This window comes from Hymenobacter psoromatis, from assembly GCA_001596155.1.
Classification (GTDB): Bacteria; Bacteroidota; Bacteroidia; order Cytophagales; family Hymenobacteraceae; genus Hymenobacter.
This window is the reverse complement of sequence record CP014771.1, coordinates 782136-803209: the sequence shown is the minus strand read 5'-3', so window position 1 is coordinate 803209 and position 21074 is coordinate 782136. Positions and strand designations below refer to the sequence as shown.

At 58.2% G+C, this 21074-nt stretch carries 10 protein-coding genes and 1 CRISPR repeat array; of the genes, 7 read left to right on the top strand and 3 right to left on the bottom strand.

What is annotated here, in order from left to right:
- Window positions 1–2 precede the first annotated feature (2 nt).
- From A0257_03465 to A0257_03445, 5 genes are all read left to right on the top strand, one after another.
- A complete protein-coding gene (locus tag A0257_03465; GenBank protein AMR26245.1) occupies window positions 3–1388 on the top strand; it encodes a hypothetical protein in 1386 nt (461 codons plus the stop codon).
- A 9-nt stretch (window positions 1389–1397) separates the two neighbouring features.
- Window positions 1398–2483 (top strand): CRISPR-associated protein Cas7, encoded by a 1086-nt coding sequence (locus tag A0257_03460; GenBank protein AMR26244.1) that lies wholly within the window; start codon window positions 1398–1400, stop codon window positions 2481–2483.
- Window positions 2484–2548: 65 nt separating this feature from the next.
- A complete protein-coding gene (locus tag A0257_03455) occupies window positions 2549–3052 on the top strand; it encodes a CRISPR-associated protein Cas4 (GenBank protein ID AMR26243.1) in 504 nt (167 codons plus the stop codon).
- An 83-nt stretch (window positions 3053–3135) separates the two neighbouring features.
- Window positions 3136–4146: a subtype I-B CRISPR-associated endonuclease Cas1 gene (locus A0257_03450; protein AMR26242.1), complete on the top strand. Its 1011-nt coding sequence runs from the start codon at window positions 3136–3138 to the stop codon at window positions 4144–4146.
- Between the two features lie 26 nt (window positions 4147–4172).
- Entirely contained in the window at window positions 4173–4436 is a 264-nt protein-coding gene (locus tag A0257_03445; GenBank protein AMR26241.1) for a CRISPR-associated endonuclease Cas2, read from the top strand.
- A 202-nt stretch (window positions 4437–4638) separates the two neighbouring features.
- Window positions 4639–13341: a CRISPR direct-repeat array (repeat unit 29 nt; unit sequence GCTTCAATCGGACCAGGTGGAATTGAAAT).
- 57 nt (window positions 13342–13398) lie between these two features.
- On the opposite strand, the gene A0257_03440 is transcribed toward A0257_03445, so the two are convergent.
- Window positions 13399–16080: an alanine--tRNA ligase gene (locus A0257_03440; protein ID AMR26240.1), complete on the bottom strand. Its 2682-nt coding sequence runs from the start codon at window positions 16078–16080 to the stop codon at window positions 13399–13401.
- A gap of 206 nt (window positions 16081–16286) precedes the next feature.
- Here A0257_03440 and A0257_03435 point away from each other — a divergent pair, with 206 nt between their 5' ends.
- Window positions 16287–16643, top strand: a complete 357-nt coding sequence (locus A0257_03435; protein ID AMR26239.1) for a MerR family transcriptional regulator — start codon at window positions 16287–16289, stop codon at window positions 16641–16643.
- A gap of 143 nt (window positions 16644–16786) precedes the next feature.
- Window positions 16787–17923: a DNA processing protein DprA gene (locus A0257_03430; GenBank protein ID AMR26238.1), complete on the top strand. Its 1137-nt coding sequence runs from the start codon at window positions 16787–16789 to the stop codon at window positions 17921–17923.
- Between the two features lie 128 nt (window positions 17924–18051).
- Here the strand turns inward: A0257_03430 and A0257_03425 are convergent, their stop codons facing one another.
- A complete protein-coding gene (locus A0257_03425; GenBank protein AMR26237.1) occupies window positions 18052–18276 on the bottom strand; it encodes a hypothetical protein in 225 nt (74 codons plus the stop codon).
- A gap of 93 nt (window positions 18277–18369) precedes the next feature.
- A complete protein-coding gene (locus tag A0257_03420) occupies window positions 18370–20982 on the bottom strand; it encodes a hypothetical protein (protein ID AMR26236.1) in 2613 nt (870 codons plus the stop codon).
- Window positions 20983–21074: the final 92 nt, after the last annotated feature.

The window sequence follows — 21074 nt, the reverse complement described above, 5'->3', positions numbered from 1 at the left end:
TCATGTACACGAGCTACATTGGCCAGCGCCTGCTGGCCCTCTATAACCAGCGCCAGCCTACTGACAGCCAACTCACGGCCCGGCAGTTTTTTGAGCAGCAGTTGTACCCGCTGTTTTTCGAGCCGTCCAAGTACCTGCAATGGGTGCCCAATTCGCCGTTTGCGCAAGCCGTGGCGAAGGGCGACTTAGTGCCCGGCGGACCCAGCGCGGCCGAAATCCGGCTCGCCAAGCTGCACCGCAACATTGAAACGGTAGCCCCCGATGCCAGCTTCGTGATTGGCTTCCCGGCGGCCGGGGTCGAGGGCACTACGTCGGGGCAAGTATCGAACGTGGGGCCGGTAGTGAGCGGCGACGAAATTTACTGCTCGTGGATTGGCGGGGCGCTGGGCGTGGGCGTGAGCGGCGGCCTCTCGCTGCTGCTCGACCAGGACGACGTACTCTGGACGCTCTACGAAGGCTGGGCGCACTACCGACAGTTTCTGAACGAGCGGCCAACCCTGAAAGGCAACCAGATTGATACCTGGAACGGGCAGTGGCTGGCCCATGCGTTCGGGGAGCAGTTCGACCCGGATTATCCGCTGGATGAGTTGGACATCAAGCTAACCGATACGGCCGGCACGCTGTCGATGCCAACGCGGGAATGGGTGCAGGTGCTGTTTGCGCTGGCCCGGCAGTACCCTGCGCAAACCCTAATGGCTTACGTGTATAGCCTGGCGCAAACCAACCGCACCATCGGTTTCGTGCCGTTGCGGCTGGGAGCCATCAACAAAGTGCGTGACCTGCACGACAAGCTGTTTCTATTTCCAACAAACTTGCAGAGTGCGGGGGAAGACCAACTGCTCCGGCTCTACACCACGCAATTCAGTTTCGGCCGGGCCTGCCAGCAGGGGGCCATTGGCTTGGCGGCCATTGAACCGGCCAAGCTACGCGAGTACCTGACCGGCCCGCAGGGCAAGCCTAAAGCCCTGACTGCCAAGACCGAAGAGTCCGCCATTCAATTTGCCTTTTACCAAATCTGGATAATTGCCATGCTCAACAACCAAGAACTCTACGACGCAGCCGACCAACTGGCGGCTACCCTGCACGCATTTACTGACCGCCAGCGGGAGGAATCCCGCGACGGCAAGCGGGGCAAAACCACCACCAGCCAGCAGTTGGAGCAGGTTTTTGTCAAGCACCGGCCCGCCTTCTTCGAGAAGCTCACCGAGCTGCTGAAAGAGGTAAAAGCGCAAGAACCCTACCGCTCAGTTTTCGATGACGTGGTGCGGCGGGCCTTGCTCATGCCGGTGGATAATTTTCCCCTGTTCATCATTCTGACCCGCTTTCGCTACGTGGCCCGGCAAAGTGGCGCGGAAGCAACGACTTCTTCTGAAATCTCACCCGCTTAATTTTTTCGCATGAAACCCTACATCTATTTGCGTGGCCTGCGCCACGCCGAGCACACCGTTTTCTCGGTGCAGGACGGCCAGAAATACTACCGCGACCCGCAGTTTGGCACCGACCAGGCGTACTCGAGCGGCCAACAGGTGAAGCGCAGCGTGCTGGACGCGCTGACGACTGAGCTGAACGTGCTGCCGGCTCCCATTACCTTCAACTGGCAAGTAAAAAAGGGTAAGAAGCCCGAAGACGTGCAATTTGAGCAGAAGGAACCGTGGTCCCCCTGCGACCCGGCGCACGTGGACCAACTGGTGGGCGGCTACATGCGGGCCGAAACCGGCGAGATTACTATAAAGCGGCGTAGTCCGCTGTCCATCTCGGCCATGCGGCCGTTGCACCCGTTGCTGGGTGGCCTGGAGCGGCAGGAAGAAAACCTGTCGTTTGACCGCACCTCGCACCCGGCGCACCACCCGGTGCGGGTGCGCGATGAGAAGGGGGTAGAACTATCGGCCGAAGAACTGAGCGACCTGCTCACCAAAACCAACCGCACCCTGCCCAACCGGAAGTGGATTCCGGGCCAGACCCGCGCTTCGGGGCTGTTCGTGTACGACGTGTGCGTGGATTTGCGGACGCTGTTTTGCGTGTCCACCAATACGCAGGAGCCCGAACTTCACCCCAGCAAAATTATCAGCCTTCGGGAACAGGGCTGGCTGGAAACCAGCAACGTATTCGGCCCCTGCCTGCTGGCTCCCCGCGCACAGCGCGAGCGGTACATTCCAGCCCTGGCCCACGCTCTGCTAAATTGGCGCATAACCAGCAACCAGGCCCGCACCTTCAGCTTGATGGAGACGCTGGCCGTGGCCATCAGCGACAATGCCAACCACTTGGCCGGGGCTATTCGGGGGCAGCTGAAGGAAGAAACCGAGCGGCCGGCCGCCAAGCCAATTCTGGACAAAAGTGCGGGGGCTAATCTGTACGTGGCCGTTACCGCCGCTGGCTATGTGCCGGGCGAATACGGTAGCGTGAATGCGCTGGAACAAGCCGAGCAAGACCTTATTGAGCGCCTGCGAGCTTTCGATTATGAAAACCAGCAGGTACCGGCCTGATAACAAGCGGGCTGCCTCTCCAAAGGCAGCCCGCTTTTGCTGTTACGTCATTTCTGACTAATCTCATGCGCATCACCGGCAAGCACGTCAACTACTACCACATCTGCCACCGCAAACTGTGGCTGTTTCACCACGGCATCAGCTTTCAGCAGACCCACGAGAACGTGGCCGACGGCACCCTGTTGCACCAAACGGCCTACCCGCAGCGGGCGCAGCGCTACCGCGAAATCCAGATTGAAGGCATCAAGATTGATTTTTACGACCCCGTGGCGCGGGTGGTCCACGAGATAAAACGTAGCAACAAGCTGGAAGCCGCCAGCGTGGCCCAGCTCCAGTTCTACCTGCTGACGCTGGAGCGCCACGGCGTGGTGGAGCCCACCGGGCTGCTGGAATACCCCAAAATCAGGCGCGTGGAGAAAGTGGGGCTGACGGACGCCGACCGGGCGGCCATCGCCGAGTGGGAAGTAGCCATTGAGCAGTTGGTGGCGCAGGAGACGTGCCCACCCGTCATCAATAAGCCCTTCTGCAAGAATTGCAGCTACTACGACTTTTGCTACTCGGGCGAGTAATTCCCTCCGCTCCCCAGCCAGTTCGCGCAGCGGCGAACCGAAGGCCGGCGAAGCTAAATCCGTTAAATCATTTTCAATCCGCGGTGAAGAAAACTTACTACCTCTTTAATCCCGGCCGGCTCTCGCGCCAGGACAACACCCTTAAATACACGGCCTACGACGAGGCCGGGGCCGAGGGCCAGACCCGTTTCCTACCCATCGAGGACGTGGCCGACCTCTACGTATTCGGCTCGCTCGATGCCAACTCAGCACTGTACAATTTCCTGGGCAAGCACGGTGTATCGGTGCATTTCTTTGACTATTACGAGCACTACACGGGCTCGTTTATGGCCAAGGAATACCTGCTGGCCGGTCGCCTGCAAGTGGCCCAGACGGGCCACTACGTCAGTCTGCCGAAGCGCCTAGTGCTAGCCCGCAAGCTGGTGGAGGGGGCGGCGTTTAACCTGCTCAAAAACCTGCGCTACTACCAGAGCCGGGGCCGGGTAGTGGCCGAGGAAATCGCGCAAATCGAGCTGTACGTGGCCGCCCTACCCCACACCACGACCATCACCGAAATAATGGGCTACGAGGGCAACATCCGGCAGACGTACTACCGCTGCTTCGAGCAGCTGGTGCGCGTGCCGGGCTTCACGTTTGATAAGCGCAGCACCCAGCCGCCCCAGAACGAGCTGAACGCGCTGCTCAGCTTCGGCAATATGCTCTGCTACGCGGCCTGCCTCTCGCAGATTTACCACACCCAGCTCAACCCGACTATCTCGTTTTTGCACGAGCCGGGCAGCCGCCGCTTCTCGCTGGCGCTGGACCTGGCCGAGATTTTCAAGCCCCTGCTCGTGGACCGCACCATTTTCCGGCTGCTCAATAAAAAGGAGATTCAGCCCCGCGACTTCGTGCGCGAGCTGGATGGCTGCCTGCTCAAGGAAACCGGCCGCAAAACTTTTGTGCGCGTGTTTGAGGAGCGCCTGAAGGAAACCATTCAGCACCGCCGCCTCAACCGCACCGTCAGCTACCAGCACCTCATCAAGCTGGAATGCTACAAGCTGACCAAGCACCTGCTGGCAATGGAAGAATATCAACCCTTTAAAGCCTGGTGGTAGGCCCGGCTCCTACCCCCCTCCTCACCATGTACGTTATTCTCGTTTACGATATGAAGCAGCAGCGCGTGGGCCGGATGCTCAAACTCTGTCGCCGCTACCTGCACTGGATTCAAAACTCAGTTTTTGAAGGCGAAATCAGCGAGGTGAAGCTGGCGGAGCTGCTGGCCAAAGCGCGCACCATTCTCAAGGAGGATGAAGACAGCGTTATCCTCTTCAAAAGCCGCACGCAGCAGTGGCTGGAAAAGCAGGTGGTAGGCCGCGAGCGCAGCCCGCTGGATACCATTCTGTAGGTCCGCTTGTCGTCGGCCGGTTAACTAACGCGGCCTTTACCGTCCCCAACAGCCACACAGGAACTTAACCAGCTGATTCACAAGGTCGTCTATCACCAGGGTAAATCTTACTATCTGCCACCGACGACTTACGAAGTTTTTTGAGGACCTAAAACAAGCGTTTCCCAAGCGCTAGCGCGTATAATTGCGCTGAATTTGGCGGGCTTCAATCGGACCAGGTGGAATTGAAATACGGCATATCATGGTAGCCACCACGAGCAGGCTTACGCTTCAATCGGACCAGGTGGAATTGAAATGCTGGAGCTAATTTTCAAGGCCATCGAGTTCGGCAAGCTTCAATCGGACCAGGTGGAATTGAAATGCTGCACCTCGATACCCAGACCATCGACGACGCGGTGCTTCAATCGGACCAGGTGGAATTGAAATAGCGCAAACCCGTTCGTCGCCCATGAGTCCTACCCCGCTTCAATCGGACCAGGTGGAATTGAAATAAGAACCGCACGGACCAGGCCAGCCAGCAGGCGCTGCTTCAATCGGACCAGGTGGAATTGAAATATGACACTCGATACCTTGGCGCAGGCCAAGAGCCTGGCTTCAATCGGACCAGGTGGAATTGAAATAGGAAGCGGAGAAGGCCAAGCAGGGTACCATTGCCGGCTTCAATCGGACCAGGTGGAATTGAAATCACCGTGCTAGCGCGACTCTTTACGGGCCTCAACGAGCTTCAATCGGACCAGGTGGAATTGAAATGGCATTCAGCCCCCTCGTGAGCCTGGCGCCCACGCGGCTTCAATCGGACCAGGTGGAATTGAAATTCGCAGGCGCTGCGCGAAGCGGTGCTAACGGGCTACGGCTTCAATCGGACCAGGTGGAATTGAAATATCGTGGCAAAGCGGTCGGCACCAAGGGAATACTTGGCTTCAATCGGACCAGGTGGAATTGAAATTGGCCAGCGCCGAAGCAGTGGATTATTACGGTGCCAGGCTTCAATCGGACCAGGTGGAATTGAAATGACTACGCCAGCCCGGCGATGGTGCCCGTTTCGCGCGCTTCAATCGGACCAGGTGGAATTGAAATGTGGTGCCGATGCTCTACCTGCGCACGGTGCTGGAGGCTTCAATCGGACCAGGTGGAATTGAAATTGGAGCGCTGGGTGGACAATCTGCACCGCCTCCAGAGCTTCAATCGGACCAGGTGGAATTGAAATATCAAAGGCATCACCGCGCTGGCCAGGGTCGGCGTCGCTTCAATCGGACCAGGTGGAATTGAAATAGGCTAAAAAATGTTGCACAGGAGTCACTCCAACGCGCTTCAATCGGACCAGGTGGAATTGAAATATATGGAACCTCTCAACCCCGAAGCCCACGCCGCCGGCTTCAATCGGACCAGGTGGAATTGAAATAGCGTAGTGGTCGAATCAGTAGCGCCGAGGGGCGGCGGCTTCAATCGGACCAGGTGGAATTGAAATCACGAAGGCCAGCATGTCGGTGAGGCGCAGCTTGTTGCTTCAATCGGACCAGGTGGAATTGAAATCCGCTCAGTATGCTTCTTGCAACGCTGTTGCTGATGGCGCTTCAATCGGACCAGGTGGAATTGAAATAGTGTTGGCCCCTACTGCTATACTGGCAACCCGGCGCTTCAATCGGACCAGGTGGAATTGAAATAGTTGACGCTGGCCGACTTTTGGGCGCAGCTATGCTGCTTCAATCGGACCAGGTGGAATTGAAATACAGGGCTTGAAAGGCTTCCACCTGTTGCAATTGCGCTTCAATCGGACCAGGTGGAATTGAAATTTCGGGCTGCGTGGGGTCGTAGAAATTACTGGTCTTGGCTTCAATCGGACCAGGTGGAATTGAAATCGAAGGGCCATAATTCGAGAAATTTGCCATGTTGTTGCTTCAATCGGACCAGGTGGAATTGAAATAGGGTTACCTTCTCGTAAAATGGAACCAGCACCGCCGCTTCAATCGGACCAGGTGGAATTGAAATACGACGAGGTAACCACAGCGCACGTGCGCAACGTAGGGCTTCAATCGGACCAGGTGGAATTGAAATCGTATTACTGGACGGGGGGCAACCCGACACACGACTAGCTTCAATCGGACCAGGTGGAATTGAAATAGCGCAGGCCAACCAGTTGCGCAATTGAGACGACCCCGCTTCAATCGGACCAGGTGGAATTGAAATGTCGCGTGAACACTTCCTCGCGTCCTTGGCGTCTTAAGCTTCAATCGGACCAGGTGGAATTGAAATTTCTAAGTTGCTGAAATACAGTAATAAGCATTTTTTGCTTCAATCGGACCAGGTGGAATTGAAATTGGTTGGAGCGCAATGGACGAAGAGGAGCGTTTCACGGCTTCAATCGGACCAGGTGGAATTGAAATCGTTGGATTGTTGGTGAAAACGTTGCTGGCCTCGCCGCTTCAATCGGACCAGGTGGAATTGAAATAATATTGTAGGTTGCGCCGCGAGACTTTTGTAATTCGCTTCAATCGGACCAGGTGGAATTGAAATACCATTGAGATAACCGGCAACGGCACGGGCGACCCCGCTTCAATCGGACCAGGTGGAATTGAAATATGTATCCCCTACCCCAATCCCCGCAATCCGCCGAGCGCTTCAATCGGACCAGGTGGAATTGAAATTTTTCGACGGTGTTGTGGCCGCGCTCATTCTTGCCGCTTCAATCGGACCAGGTGGAATTGAAATTAGCTACCTACCCTCACCTCGCTACGCCACTGGGTTGCTTCAATCGGACCAGGTGGAATTGAAATAGCATCATTGAGCAGACCCATTGCCTCCAGCCACAGAGCTTCAATCGGACCAGGTGGAATTGAAATCAGGAGCAAGGGGCCGTTACCAGTCTCACGGTGGCCGCTTCAATCGGACCAGGTGGAATTGAAATGCCGTAGCATCCTCAATCACCGACTTGGTTTTGTTGCGCTTCAATCGGACCAGGTGGAATTGAAATTAAGCTCTATGCCACCCGCCTAAGGGCCATTGAAGCGCTTCAATCGGACCAGGTGGAATTGAAATAGACAAGTAAATAAACCGAGCCTCGTACTCATCCCTGCTTCAATCGGACCAGGTGGAATTGAAATACTAGGCACGGCACAGATTCGCCGTAGGGAGATTTTGCTTCAATCGGACCAGGTGGAATTGAAATCAGACATTAGCAGAACAGGCAGGACAGGTATATTTTGCTTCAATCGGACCAGGTGGAATTGAAATTCAGACGATTCCTCTATGGACCAAGACAACAATGGCGCTTCAATCGGACCAGGTGGAATTGAAATTACGCACAAGTAGCCGCGCTGGCCGCCAAGCACTATGGCTTCAATCGGACCAGGTGGAATTGAAATTCGTGCAGCGCGGCCCGGTGACCATCGTGCAGGACTGCTTCAATCGGACCAGGTGGAATTGAAATTGGTGGAAGTCATCTTCTACGGCGCGGCCACGCTGGGCTTCAATCGGACCAGGTGGAATTGAAATGGTGGGCCTGGGCCGGGGTCCAGGCGGGGTTCGACCGGCTTCAATCGGACCAGGTGGAATTGAAATCTGCTGGGCTCCAACATCATCATCACCCGGCTCACGGGCTTCAATCGGACCAGGTGGAATTGAAATAGCGAAGGGCCAGCAGCTAACCGCTCCGGACGTCTCGCTTCAATCGGACCAGGTGGAATTGAAATACCAGGACGGTACCGCCGGCTACGCTGGTCGTAATGGCGCTTCAATCGGACCAGGTGGAATTGAAATGGTCGGGTCCATCGTAAAGGTGCCGCTCGTAATTTGGCTTCAATCGGACCAGGTGGAATTGAAATGGTCGAGCGTGATTTTGTGGCGCTTCAGCTCGTCGTAGCTTCAATCGGACCAGGTGGAATTGAAATATTTCAGCGCCTACGTGGCCAGCAAAGCAGCTACCGGCTTCAATCGGACCAGGTGGAATTGAAATAACCACCGCCCACTTATGGCAACCCCCAAACCAACCGCTTCAATCGGACCAGGTGGAATTGAAATGAAAATCATCCGGGTTCAGGATAAGCAGTTGCTCCTAGCTTCAATCGGACCAGGTGGAATTGAAATGAAAACGAGGGCCCCCAGGAGTTAATCAGCTCCAGAGCTTCAATCGGACCAGGTGGAATTGAAATGGAAAATCAAGAGTGGCCTGAGCGAAAAGATTCTCAGCTTCAATCGGACCAGGTGGAATTGAAATCCTGCACGCAGATATAGCCGCCGACGCCGGCCACGAGCTTCAATCGGACCAGGTGGAATTGAAATTGGTAGAGGAGCCGCACCTCCAGGATTTCGCCCGGGCTTCAATCGGACCAGGTGGAATTGAAATGAAACTGCCGCCACCAATCTGTTGCCCCTGCTCGTGGCTTCAATCGGACCAGGTGGAATTGAAATAAGCTGCTGGCCACCACCGTGGACCAAGTGGTACGCGGCTTCAATCGGACCAGGTGGAATTGAAATAGCATCACGAGCGTGGCCCAGGGCTGGAGTAGAGAAGCTTCAATCGGACCAGGTGGAATTGAAATGACCCCAACGCCGCGCCGGTGCTCCACCGCCATCGCGCTTCAATCGGACCAGGTGGAATTGAAATCTTTAGGCCGAACCGATACCCGCGGTGGGGCAGGAGGGCTTCAATCGGACCAGGTGGAATTGAAATGACTTCCGGCTCTACCTCTTTCACAGCAGCGACCCGGCTTCAATCGGACCAGGTGGAATTGAAATAGCTGGTCGGCCGCCGCCTTAAAGCCGCCGTTGGCCGCTTCAATCGGACCAGGTGGAATTGAAATACCTGCGCACCTGGATTAGCAGCCAAGACGTGGCCGCGCTTCAATCGGACCAGGTGGAATTGAAATGAGCAGCAGTACCTACTGCGCGACTGCGCGCACCAGGGCTTCAATCGGACCAGGTGGAATTGAAATCGGAGCCGACTGGGCCGATTGGGTTGTTGGCCAAAGCTTCAATCGGACCAGGTGGAATTGAAATTTCGGCAAGCCCGCCTATTATTTCGCGGACGACGGCGCTTCAATCGGACCAGGTGGAATTGAAATACCACTGCCACCGACCCCACTACCGCGCCAGCTACCGCTTCAATCGGACCAGGTGGAATTGAAATAGCAGGCCGCGGCAGCCCTGAAGGCCATGCAAAACGGCTTCAATCGGACCAGGTGGAATTGAAATGCGTAATGAAGGCCTTGGGCTGGACCTGGTACAGCAGCTTCAATCGGACCAGGTGGAATTGAAATTTCCTACTAACGTATTTCGCTCGCGGCGGCGATTTAGCTTCAATCGGACCAGGTGGAATTGAAATTGGTAGAGGAGCCGCACCTCCAGGATTTCGCCCGGAGCTTCAATCGGACCAGGTGGAATTGAAATGGTACAAGTCGAAATCCTGGGCGAACTGCTGGCGGGGCTTCAATCGGACCAGGTGGAATTGAAATCGGTACACGCCGGGGGCCAGCAGGCCCACCCGCTGGCTTCAATCGGACCAGGTGGAATTGAAATACAGGTGATGATATCGTTATTCGTGTAGAGAATATCGCTTCAATCGGACCAGGTGGAATTGAAATGGTAGAAGTCCAAGGGGGCCAGCTCGTGCTTGCGGTAGCTTCAATCGGACCAGGTGGAATTGAAATTTCTGAATATCCACGTACTCGGCCCGGTCGGCAGTCGCTTCAATCGGACCAGGTGGAATTGAAATGCGCAAGTTCAAGCACACGGGCCGCCTACGGACCTCGCTTCAATCGGACCAGGTGGAATTGAAATGGTCGAAGTGTACAACGACCTGGCCCACGAGCTGGTGCTTCAATCGGACCAGGTGGAATTGAAATGGTGATTAACACACTGACCTTTTTTTCAATTAGCTCGCTTCAATCGGACCAGGTGGAATTGAAATGGCTTACTTCACCGCGTATCTGTACACAGGCCAGCAGGGCTTCAATCGGACCAGGTGGAATTGAAATTGGGGCTATATTCTTGGTGTCCACCGCTCCGTAAAATGCTTCAATCGGACCAGGTGGAATTGAAATTGTTTTGCGCCGTGGCCGCTCAGCAGGAAGGGCACGGCTTCAATCGGACCAGGTGGAATTGAAATGATACCTTCGTGTATCCTTTTTACCGCGAAAGCCGCGCTTCAATCGGACCAGGTGGAATTGAAATTATCCTACCGCGCCGCCCTACACCTGGGCCGAAATCGCTTCAATCGGACCAGGTGGAATTGAAATAAGTCGTGGTCCGGGCCGCCGGGGAGGTGCATCTGGCTTCAATCGGACCAGGTGGAATTGAAATGTCGGCAAGCTCTTCTACCCCATCGCCAAGTGGCTCGGCTTCAATCGGACCAGGTGGAATTGAAATGACGACCGACCGGCATAGCCGCTCACCCGCTGGCCTCGCTTCAATCGGACCAGGTGGAATTGAAATCGGCTTGGTCTTGCTGGGAAACAGGTAGGCGGTGCGGGCTTCAATCGGACCAGGTGGAATTGAAATGGCGAGTTACTTGCTGACGGCCACGGGGACGGGGAGCTTCAATCGGACCAGGTGGAATTGAAATCACCACCTTCACCGGCGTTGCCACGATATGGAAACCGCTTCAATCGGACCAGGTGGAATTGAAATGCGACACGGTGCTCTTCGACGTGGCCAAGCACCGCAGCTTCAATCGGACCAGGTGGAATTGAAATTGACCAATGAGGACGTGGCCGATATCTGCGGGAATTAGCTTCAATCGGACCAGGTGGAATTGAAATAGAATCTGCGGGTAACGGTGCTGGTGGTGGAGCAATGCTTCAATCGGACCAGGTGGAATTGAAATATTCACCCGCGCGCGGTGCGTCTTGCCTGGCAACCCGCTTCAATCGGACCAGGTGGAATTGAAATAACGCGGGCTCCCCTGTCGGTACTGCGGGAGCCGGAGCTTCAATCGGACCAGGTGGAATTGAAATACCACGCGCGCCGCCTACCGGGAAGGCTGGGCCAGAGCTTCAATCGGACCAGGTGGAATTGAAATCGGTAAAATGGCACCCGACAAGTCCAGCAAAAAGCAGCTTCAATCGGACCAGGTGGAATTGAAATGAGCAGCGCGCCACGAAGCAACTCGCCGCCCCCGCCGCTTCAATCGGACCAGGTGGAATTGAAATTTTCGGTAACTAACGCGGTTGGCGGCACTAGTAGTGGCTTCAATCGGACCAGGTGGAATTGAAATTTGAAAATTTCGGCGGCCTGTTTGGCTAGGGCCTGGGCTTCAATCGGACCAGGTGGAATTGAAATTTCACCAGGGCCAGATGTGTGTTGCCCGGCAACCCCGCTTCAATCGGACCAGGTGGAATTGAAATCGGCTACTGGAAAGCCTGCGCCCTCGTGTGCGGCTGGCTTCAATCGGACCAGGTGGAATTGAAATTTGCCCCAGAGGGGTCCCTTCGGCGCGCCTGGCCACCGCTTCAATCGGACCAGGTGGAATTGAAATTTCGCGCCGCCTGAAACCCTACCCCCCTGGTTCCGCGCTTCAATCGGACCAGGTGGAATTGAAATGCAGTAGCGGCGGCGGCGCACGGCGGCGGCCAGGCTTCAATCGGACCAGGTGGAATTGAAATTTGCCCCAGAGGGGTCCCTTCGGCGCGCCTGGCCACGCTTCAATCGGACCAGGTGGAATTGAAATGTGTTCCGCCTGCCGGTGGGCGCTGCCTGGCCCACCTAGCTTCAATCGGACCAGGTGGAATTGAAATGCGACTTCTACAGCCAAGCAGACTAACCCACCCAGGGGCTTCAATCGGACCAGGTGGAATTGAAATTCCCAGACCACCAGCACCAGGCCCGCGGCGGCCACGCTTCAATCGGACCAGGTGGAATTGAAATTGAGGAAGTTGAGCTGCTGTTAAAGTCAGCGAAGAAGCTTCAATCGGACCAGGTGGAATTGAAATCTGCTACGACGCAGGCCAAGTACGCGCAGGAGCAGGGCTTCAATCGGACCAGGTGGAATTGAAATGCCAGCAGGCCCAGCAGCAGGGCAAAGCTGCTCAGTAGCTTCAATCGGACCAGGTGGAATTGAAATGTTCAACTCGCTGATTTCGGCGTGCAGGGCTTTCGTGCTTCAATCGGACCAGGTGGAATTGAAATGTCCGAGGCGACGCGCCGCCTGGCCTTCGGCGGTCCGCTTCAATCGGACCAGGTGGAATTGAAATATTGCGGTTGCATTCGTAACGCTGGTTGATTTCAGCGCTTCAATCGGACCAGGTGGAATTGAAATGTTCACGCGGCACCACTCAATGGCCATCTGAACTTGCTTCAATCGGACCAGGTGGAATTGAAATTTGCGGCCCGCTTTAGGGCCGCTGAGGCTGCCGCCGCGCTTCAATCGGACCAGGTGGAATTGAAATGCCTGACGGTGAAGATTCGGCCCGATTTGCTGCTGTAGCTTCAATCGGACCAGGTGGAATTGAAATTTGCTAATGCGTAGTGCCTGCGTGCTTGTCACGGTGGCTTCAATCGGACCAGGTGGAATTGAAATTGGGGGGGTGCGGGTTGGTGAAGTACCAGGTCCAGCGCTTCAATCGGACCAGGTGGAATTGAAATACCTAAGCCAGGCGCAGCACCGCGCCCTACCGCACGGCTTCAATCGGACCAGGTGGAATTGAAATTGAAGGCATTCGGCTATCCCCTCACTCTTAGCGCAAGCTTCAATCGGACCAGGTGGAATTGAAATACGTGGGCGCGGGTAGGGCGTCGGGCGCGGTGTGCCAGCTTCAATCGGACCAGGTGGAATTGAAATAAGCTATGCCGGGCGCGGGTAACCTTTGAAGACTTAGCTTCAATCGGACCAGGTGGAATTGAAATTTGTCTTCTTCCCAGGTAGCTGAGAGTAAACTAAGCCAGCTTCAATCAGACCTTGTGAAGTAGAAAAAGCGCGCCGGCTTATCGCCAGCGCGCTTTTTCAGAAGAAAACATTCATACCCCCGTTTTATACGCCGGCGGCCACCAGCGCCTCGGCGCGGCCCAGGGCCGTCGCCAGGCCGGCCGCGTTTTTGCCGCCGGCCGTAGCGAAGAAGGGCTGGCCGCCGCCGCCCCCTTGAATATCCTTAGCCAGGTCGCGCACCAGGGTAGTAGCGTTGAGCTTGCCGGCTTTGGCGATGTTGTCATCGAGCATTACGGCCAGCTGGGGCTTGCCGTCGAGGTCGGCACCGAGCACCAGCACGAGGCTGGACACGGCCTGGCGCAGCTCGTAGGCCAGCTTCTTGAGGTCGTCGGCGCTGCTGGCCTGCACCTGGGCAGCCAGGAATTTCACGCTCCCCAGGTCTTTCACCTGGCCCACGAGCTGGGCCTTTTGTTGGTTGATTTGCTGCTGCCCAAACTGCTCGATTTGCTTGCGCAGGGCGGCGATTTCGTCGGTCTGCTTTTCCAAGGAGGTCAGCAGGTGCTGGGGGTTGCCGAGGGCCTCGCGCACCTGGCCGAGCAGGTCGAGCTGCTGGTCCACGAAGGCTTCGGCAGCGCCGGCCGTCACGGCCTCGATGCGGCGCACGCCCGCGCCCACGGCGCTCTCGGTCGTGATTTTGAAGTAGCCGATGCTGCCCGTGTTGGCCACGTGCAGGCCGCCGCACAGCTCCACCGAGTACTCTTTGTCGAAGGTGATGACGCGCACGAACTCGCCGTATTTCTCGCCAAATAGGGCCATCGCGCCCAGTTTTTTGGCCTCCGCGATGGGCACGTTGCGGCGCTCGACCAGCGGAATCTGTTGGCGGATGCGCGCGTTTACTACCCCCTCGATTTCGCGCAGCTGCGCCTCGGTCACTTTGGTGAAGTGCGAGAAGTCGAAGCGCAGCAATTTCTCGTTCACCAGCGAGCCTTTTTGCTGCACGTGGCTGCCCAGCACCTGGCGCAGGGCGGCTTGCAGCAAGTGCGTGGCCGTGTGGTTGTTGCGAATGAGCGTGCGCCGCGCCACGTCGGGCCGGGCGCGCAGCGCGGCGGTCAGCTCCAGCGGCAGGCTCAGCGTGGTATGGATGATGAGGTCGTTTTCCTTCTTCGTGTCGATAACGCGCAGCTTGTCGAAGTCGCTTTCGAGGTAGCCGGTGTCGCCAATCTGGCCGCCGCTCTCGGCGTAGAAGGGCGTTTGGTCGAGCACGAGCTGGTACTCGGTTTTGCCCTTTTTGTCGATTTTGCGGTAGCGCAGCAGGCGCGCGGTGGCCTCGTCGTGGTCGTAGCCCACAAACTCGTTGGGCGCGTCGTGCTCGGTCACGGTTACCCAGTCCGATTGCTCGGTTTCCTGGGCGTTGCGGCTGCGGTTTTTCTGCTCGGCCAGGGCAGCTTGGAAGCCTTCCTCGTCCACGGTCAGGCCCTTTTCGCGGGCGATGAGCGCGGTGAGGTCGAGCGGAAAGCCGAAGGTGTCGCTCAGCTCAAACGCGGTGCGGCCGTCAATAACGTTGCCATTGGCGCGGGCGCTTTCTTCGAGCGCGTCGAGGCGGCGCAGGCCGGTTTCGAGCGTTTTGAGGAATGCAATTTCTTCTTCCTCAATCACCCGCGTCACAAACGCCTGCTGGGCTTTCAGCTCGGGGAAAATGCCGGCCATTTGGTCGGCCAGCACCGGCACGAGCTTATACAGGAAGGGCTGCTTCTGGTTTAGCGACGAGAAAGCGTAGCGCACTGCCCGGCGCAGAATGCGCCGAATCACGTAGCCGGCCTTCACGTTGCTCGGCAGCTGCCCATCGGCGATGGTGAAGGCGATGGCCCGGATGTGGTCGGCCAGGACCCGAATGGCGATGTCGATTTTCTCTTCCTCGGTGGCCGGCAGGTCCGTGACCGTAGCCGGCGAAGTGCCGTGATACACTACCCCTGCTTCCTGGGCAATAAACTGGATAAGCGGCTGAAATACATCGGTATCGTAGTTGGATTTTACGCCCGACACGGCCATCATCAGGCGCTCGAAACCCATGCCGGTATCCACGCTCTGGGCGGGAAGCGGAATGAGCGACTTGTCGGCCAGGCGCTGGAATTCCATGAACACGTTGTTCCACACTTCCACTACCTGCGGGTGGTCAGCGTTCACCAGCTCGCGGCCCGATTTGGCGGCGCGCTCCTCATCCGAGCGCAGGTCGATGTGAATTTCGGTGCAGGGGCCACAGGGGCCGGTGTCGCCCATCTCCCAGAAGTTGTCCTTTTTGTTGCCGGGCAGGATGCGGTCGTCGGTGGTGTACTGCCGCCACAGGGCCTGCGTTTCGGTATCGGGGCCGGTGCCGTCGGCGGCATCACCGGCAAAATACGTCACGTAGAGGCGGTCCTTTTCGAGCTTAAACACGTCCGTGAGCAGTTCCCAGGCCCAGTTGATGGCGTCCTTCTTGAAATAGTCGCCAAAGCTCCAGTTGCCCAGCATCTCGAACATCGTGTGGTGGTAGGTATCGTAGCCCACCTCCTCCAAATCGTTGTGCTTGCCGCTCACGCGCAGGCACTTCTGCGTGTCAGCGATGCGCTTGTAGGGCGCGGCCTTGTTGCCCAGGAAGTAGTCCTTAAACGGCGCCATGCCGCTGTTGATGAACAGCAGCGTGGGGTCATCCTTGACCACGAGCGGGGCCGAGGGCACAATGTGGTGGCCTTTGGAAGCGAAAAAATCGAGAAATTGCTGGCGCACGTGCGCGGCGGTGGGGAGCGACATAGAACGAGGGGCAAATACCAGTATTTTTGGCGTTGCTTTGCAAAGACAAAGGTAAGAAGTAGGGTAAGCTTTAGCTTACCAGGGTGGATTAATTATGAATTGTAAATTATGAATTATGAATTTTGGTGACGGTCTGCTAATTTATTATTTCTCGTTTTTTTAATTCATAAGTTACAATTCATAATTCATAATTATTCCCACCCCCTATGCCTTATAAAGAGCGCGACATTACCAAGCAGTATTTCACCATCGGCGAGGTGGCCGAGCAGTTCGGCGTAGCCACCTCGCTCATCCGCTTCTGGGAAACGGAATTTGACGAATTGGCCCCGCGCAAGAGCAAGAAGGGCAACCGCCTCTTCACGCAGGCCGACGTCGATATCTTTCGCACTATCTACCACCTGGTTAAGGAGCGCGGCTACACCATTGCCGGGGCCCGCGAAATGCTCAAGCAGAAGGGCGGCCAGCTCAAAGACAAGATTGACGTGATTCAGAGCCTGGAAAAAGTGCGCGGCTTTCTGGTGAATCTGAAGAAGGAAATCGACGCCGCACAGAAAGGCGAGTAGCGGCTATCCAAATAAATTCGAATACGTAATACCAGAACGTCATGCTGACGACAGGAAGCATCTCGCTCGCGCCGTTGCCCCGGCCGCCAACGGCGCGAGCGAGATGCTTCCTGTCGTCAGCATGACAGCCGCTCATTCCCAGAATGCCCTCTTCTACCACCGACGACCTCTACCACGAGCTGGCCCTGACGCTGCTGCCCGGCATCGGCCCGCAGCTAACGCGGCAGCTGATGAGCTACGGCAGCTCGGCTAAAAACGTATTTTCGCTGCCGCCCGGCCGGCTGCGGCGCATTCCGGGGGTAGGCGAGGCCACCCTCAAAATCCTGACCGGCCCCGCGCGTGGCCAGGCGCTGACCCAGGCCGAAGCCAGCCTGCGCAAGGCCGAAAAGGAGGGGGTAGCGATTTTATTCTACACCAGCAAGCAGTTTCCGGCCCGCCTCAAGCTCATCCCCGACGCGCCGGTGCTGCTCTACTACCAAGGTCCGGCCGACCTGAACGCGCCCAAGACGGTGGCTATCGTGGGCACGCGCCAGGCCACTGAATATGGCCGCGAGCAAACCGAGGCCCTGGTGCGCGGGCTGGTGCCGCACAACCCGCTGGTCATCAGCGGCCTGGCTTATGGCATTGATATCCTGGCCCACCGCGCCGCCTTGCAGGAAGGCCTGGCCACGGTGGGCGTGATGGCCACCGGCCTCGACGTCATTTACCCCGCCGCGCACCGCAAAACGGCCGAGAAAATGCGCGAAACGGGCGGCCTGCTCACCGAGTTTGCCTTCGGCACCCAACCCGACCGCTACAACTTTCCGCAGCGCAACCGCGTCATCGCGGGCCTGGCCGACGGCACGGTGGTGGTGGAAGCCGCCGAAAAAGGCGGCGCGCTCATCACCGCCGAGCTGGCCCTGAGCTACGACCGCGACGTGCTGGCCGTGCCCGGCAACGTGTCGTCGGCCGCGTCGGCGGGCTGCAATAATTTGATTAAAGCCAACAAGGCCGCGCTCTACTCCCAGCCCGCCGACCTGGAGCAGCTCCTGAATTGGGACGCCGCCCTGTTCCAGAGCGGGAAATTCCAGCCTACCCCCTCCTACTCGCCCGACGATTTCACAGCCGAAGAATTTGCCCTGGTGGGCGTGCTGGCCGCCGCGCCCGGCCGGGAGCTGCACATCGACGAGCTGGCCTGGCGGGCGCAGCAGCCCATCCATACCGTGGCCGCGCTGCTGCTGACGCTGGAGTTTGGGGGGGTAGTGCGGGCGCTGCCGGGCAAGAAATTCGGGTTAGTATAAGCGCGGCGGCTTACGGCGCGGGGCCGCCCAGCCTATGGGAAGGGTTCAAAACTTAAACGCCAGCCCCTCCCTTTGACAGGAAGAGCTGGCGCAGAAAGAAGATGGCCTGGTAGCTGCGCTACCCAGGGCTACCGCGCGCGGCGGCGGTCGCGCAGCTTTTTAAGGCCAAAGGCCACGCCGCTGGCCAGCAGCAGCGAAGCGCCGCCATCAATGGGCACCTGCGTAGGGCTGGGGCCAGTGGGGGTAGGGCCACCCGAGCCGGGGGCGCCGGCCTGGGCCAGGGCGGGGGTAGCGGCCCCCAGCAGGCACACCGCCACGGTGGCGACGGCGCTGGCAATGGTATATTTTTTCATCGGAGAAGAGACTTGAGAGTGAGAGGGATAAAGCGGTCGGGCTACACCCCAGGCGCTACAAAGTAGGCCTGGGGTGCGTTGCCGGTCGGTTTATTAATTGGTAACTACCACGCGTTTCACCACCTGGTTTTCGCCCGTCTTCAGCTGGAGCGTATAGACGCCCGCCGTGAGGTACGACACGTCAAACTGGGCCGTGGCACCGGCGGCGGTCAGGGGCAGCGTCTGCTTGGTCACCACCTGGCCAAGATGGTTGTAGAGCGTGGCGCTCACCGAGCCGTGGCCCAGCTCGGCGGGCACTACCAGCGTGAAGCTGCCGTGGGCCGGGTTCGGGAACAGCTGCACCTGCTGGGCCAGGGCCGAGGGGGTAGCCGCCAGCGGCGTGTTGGGCCCAAACAGCAGCACGAAGCGGCCCGGCAGCGCCGTGGCGCTGGCCGTGAAGCTATACAGCGGCTGCTTGCTCAGGTCGATGCGCGCCCCGGTCTGGTTGTCAAGCAAATACACCTGGGTGCTGGCGTCGAAGTTGAGCAGGTCCAGCGCGTTCAGGGCGTAAGTGCCAACGGCGGGCACCTGCACGTTCAGCGACACGGTGGTGCTGCCCGTAATCGGTGGCAAGCCATTCACCGACAGCTCGTTGCTGGTAATAAGACTACCCACGCTCAGGCCCGAAGAGTTCGGCAGCTTGTAGGCATCGAAGCGCGAGTCGAAGTCGGCCGTGGCCCCCTTCTCAAAGTACACATACGCCTCGTCGATGAGCGGCGTGCTGCCTTGCAGGCGCAGGCGCACCTGGGGCCGGGTGTCGGCGGCGGTGCGGTTGAAGCTCGGCGTGGTGGCGAACGTGGTCACGCGCGAATCGTTGGTCAGGGCCAGGCTGGCCATCTGGTTGGGGGTAGTGGCCCGCATGAAGAAGCCCTGCATGGCGGCCACTTGCGGGCTGCCGCCCATGCCGTTCACGTAGCTGCGGTACTGGCCCACGTACTGGCCGGTGCTCTGGTACACGTACACGGCGTTGTCCATGTTGGTGCTGGCAATACCCACCGTCTGGCTGAAGTCAATCGGCGAGGGGTAGGGGTTGCCCAGCAGCTGCCAGCCGCTCTGCGTCTGGGTGCCCCGGTTCAGGTTGCTGATGGCTACCGGGCCGTTGTTGAGCGTGCCCATCAGGTCCACCGTCGAGCTGGCCGCGATGTTCAGGTCGTAGCCCACCAGCGGCGTCATGGTCGTGTTGGCATCAGCCGGCACGAAGAAGCCCAGGTCGAAGTCCTGCGAGCCGGGGTTGCCGCTGGTCGTCACGCGGGCCTGGTCATAGGCAAACACGTTGGGGAAGGGCGTCGTGGCCTTCGGCATGGCGGCGGTATTGTAGGCCGTGTTGAAAATCGGCGAGAAGCCCGGCGTGGTCGTCAGGTCGCCCAGCGTGGTGCTCACCATCGGCGAGCTGTAGTGGTGGTAGCCTACCCCGGCGTTGAAGGTGGGGTCGATGGCGCGTTGCATAGTAGCGGGGCCCGTTACCGAGCCGTTGGTGTTCACTACCAGGGCCGTGCCGGCCGCATCCGAGAGCAGCGTTAGCGGCTGGCCATTGGTGTTGAGGCCGCCGCTAGTCAGGGCCAGCACTCCGTGGATGCTCAGGGTGCCGGTCTGGGTAGCCCCTACCCCATTAGCGATGGTCAGGCTCCAAAGTTGGGTGCGGCCACTGCCGCCGATAGCCTGCGCCGTGGCCCCCGTCAAGGTCACAGTGCCGCCCGTAGCACTAATGGTACCGCTGTTGTCGATGGCATTTTTCACGTCGAGCGCACCGCCGGCCTGCGTCAGGCTGGCGGTGCTGCCGATAGTCAGGCTTTTAGCCGCCGCGCTGCCACTGGCAATCACCGGGTAGGGCGTAGTGCCGGTGGGCACAATGGCTTCTAAAACGCTCGTCGGCACGCCGTTCGACCAGTTCGCGGCCGTGTACCAGTCTGTGTTCAGGCCCCCAAGGGCGGTGCCCAGCCACGAAGTTGAGGTAGGCACGGGCAGGCTGAACGTACTAATGAAAGTCGGGGTCGAGGTCGGCAAAATAGCCCCCGCCCGCGACAGCCCGCGGCCCACGAGTGTAGTTCCTTCATCCATGCTGATGGCACCATCCACGAGCAGGGTGCCCTGCATCGTCGAGTTTTGCCCCAGGTTGACTGCCCCGCCCGATATCTGCCAGTACACGTTGTCGGCGGTAGCCCCACCGGCCAGCACGACCGTGGAGTTGGCGGCCGTAGTCAGGGCCCCACCAATAACCCGCAGGTAAAATTTCGCGTTCGCCACGCCGCCCGCGTCCAGAATCAGCGTGCCGGCCAGGGTAGTAGCCCCGCTCACGCAATAAGAGCCAGGAATCAGCGTCACGGCTGGCGTGCCCCCGTAGATAGCCAGCGGCGTAGCGCACGGAATATGGTCCGAAAAGTACTGGTAAGCCGTTTGCACATCAGTGGCCGCTTGCGTCGAATAGGTAGTGGCTACGTAAATACTGCCGTTGTTGACCACGCCCGGCGGAAACCCGGTGAAGGCCCCCGCATTAGTGCCAATATTGCCGTTGACAATGGTTGGGCCGGCGTTTTTGATTTCGCCCACCGCCGTAAATAAGGCGAAGCTGGCCGCCGCGCCCAGCGGCGGCGCAGCCTGCCCCCAGGCAGCCTGCGGAGCGTGCAGTAGCACCGCAGCGGTTGAGATAAAGAGTAAAAAAACTTTCATGGAGTAGGGATGAATAACAGAATAAAATTTACGCTGCAAATCTCCGCTTCCTACCACCCGGTTAGCTTACGTTATTTTTCCTAAAATTTGCA

Excerpts from the sequence above, each read along its gene's own strand:
- A0257_03435 (AMR26239.1), top strand. The coding sequence starts at position 16,287 with ATGCCTTATAAAGAGCGCGACATTACCAAGCAGTATTTCACCATCGGC.
- A0257_03425 (AMR26237.1), bottom strand. The coding sequence starts at position 18,276 with ATGAAAAAATATACCATTGCCAGCGCCGTCGCCACCGTGGCGGTGTGC.
- A0257_03430 (AMR26238.1), top strand. The coding sequence starts at position 16,787 with ATGCCCTCTTCTACCACCGACGACCTCTACCACGAGCTGGCCCTGACG.
- A0257_03465 (AMR26245.1), top strand. The coding sequence starts at position 3 with ATGTACACGAGCTACATTGGCCAGCGCCTGCTGGCCCTCTATAACCAG.
- A0257_03455 (AMR26243.1), top strand. The coding sequence starts at position 2,549 with ATGCGCATCACCGGCAAGCACGTCAACTACTACCACATCTGCCACCGC.
- A0257_03440 (AMR26240.1), bottom strand. The coding sequence starts at position 16,080 with ATGTCGCTCCCCACCGCCGCGCACGTGCGCCAGCAATTTCTCGATTTT.
- A0257_03420 (AMR26236.1), bottom strand. The coding sequence starts at position 20,982 with ATGAAAGTTTTTTTACTCTTTATCTCAACCGCTGCGGTGCTACTGCAC.
- A0257_03445 (AMR26241.1), top strand. The coding sequence starts at position 4,173 with ATGTACGTTATTCTCGTTTACGATATGAAGCAGCAGCGCGTGGGCCGG.
- A0257_03460 (AMR26244.1), top strand. The coding sequence starts at position 1,398 with ATGAAACCCTACATCTATTTGCGTGGCCTGCGCCACGCCGAGCACACC.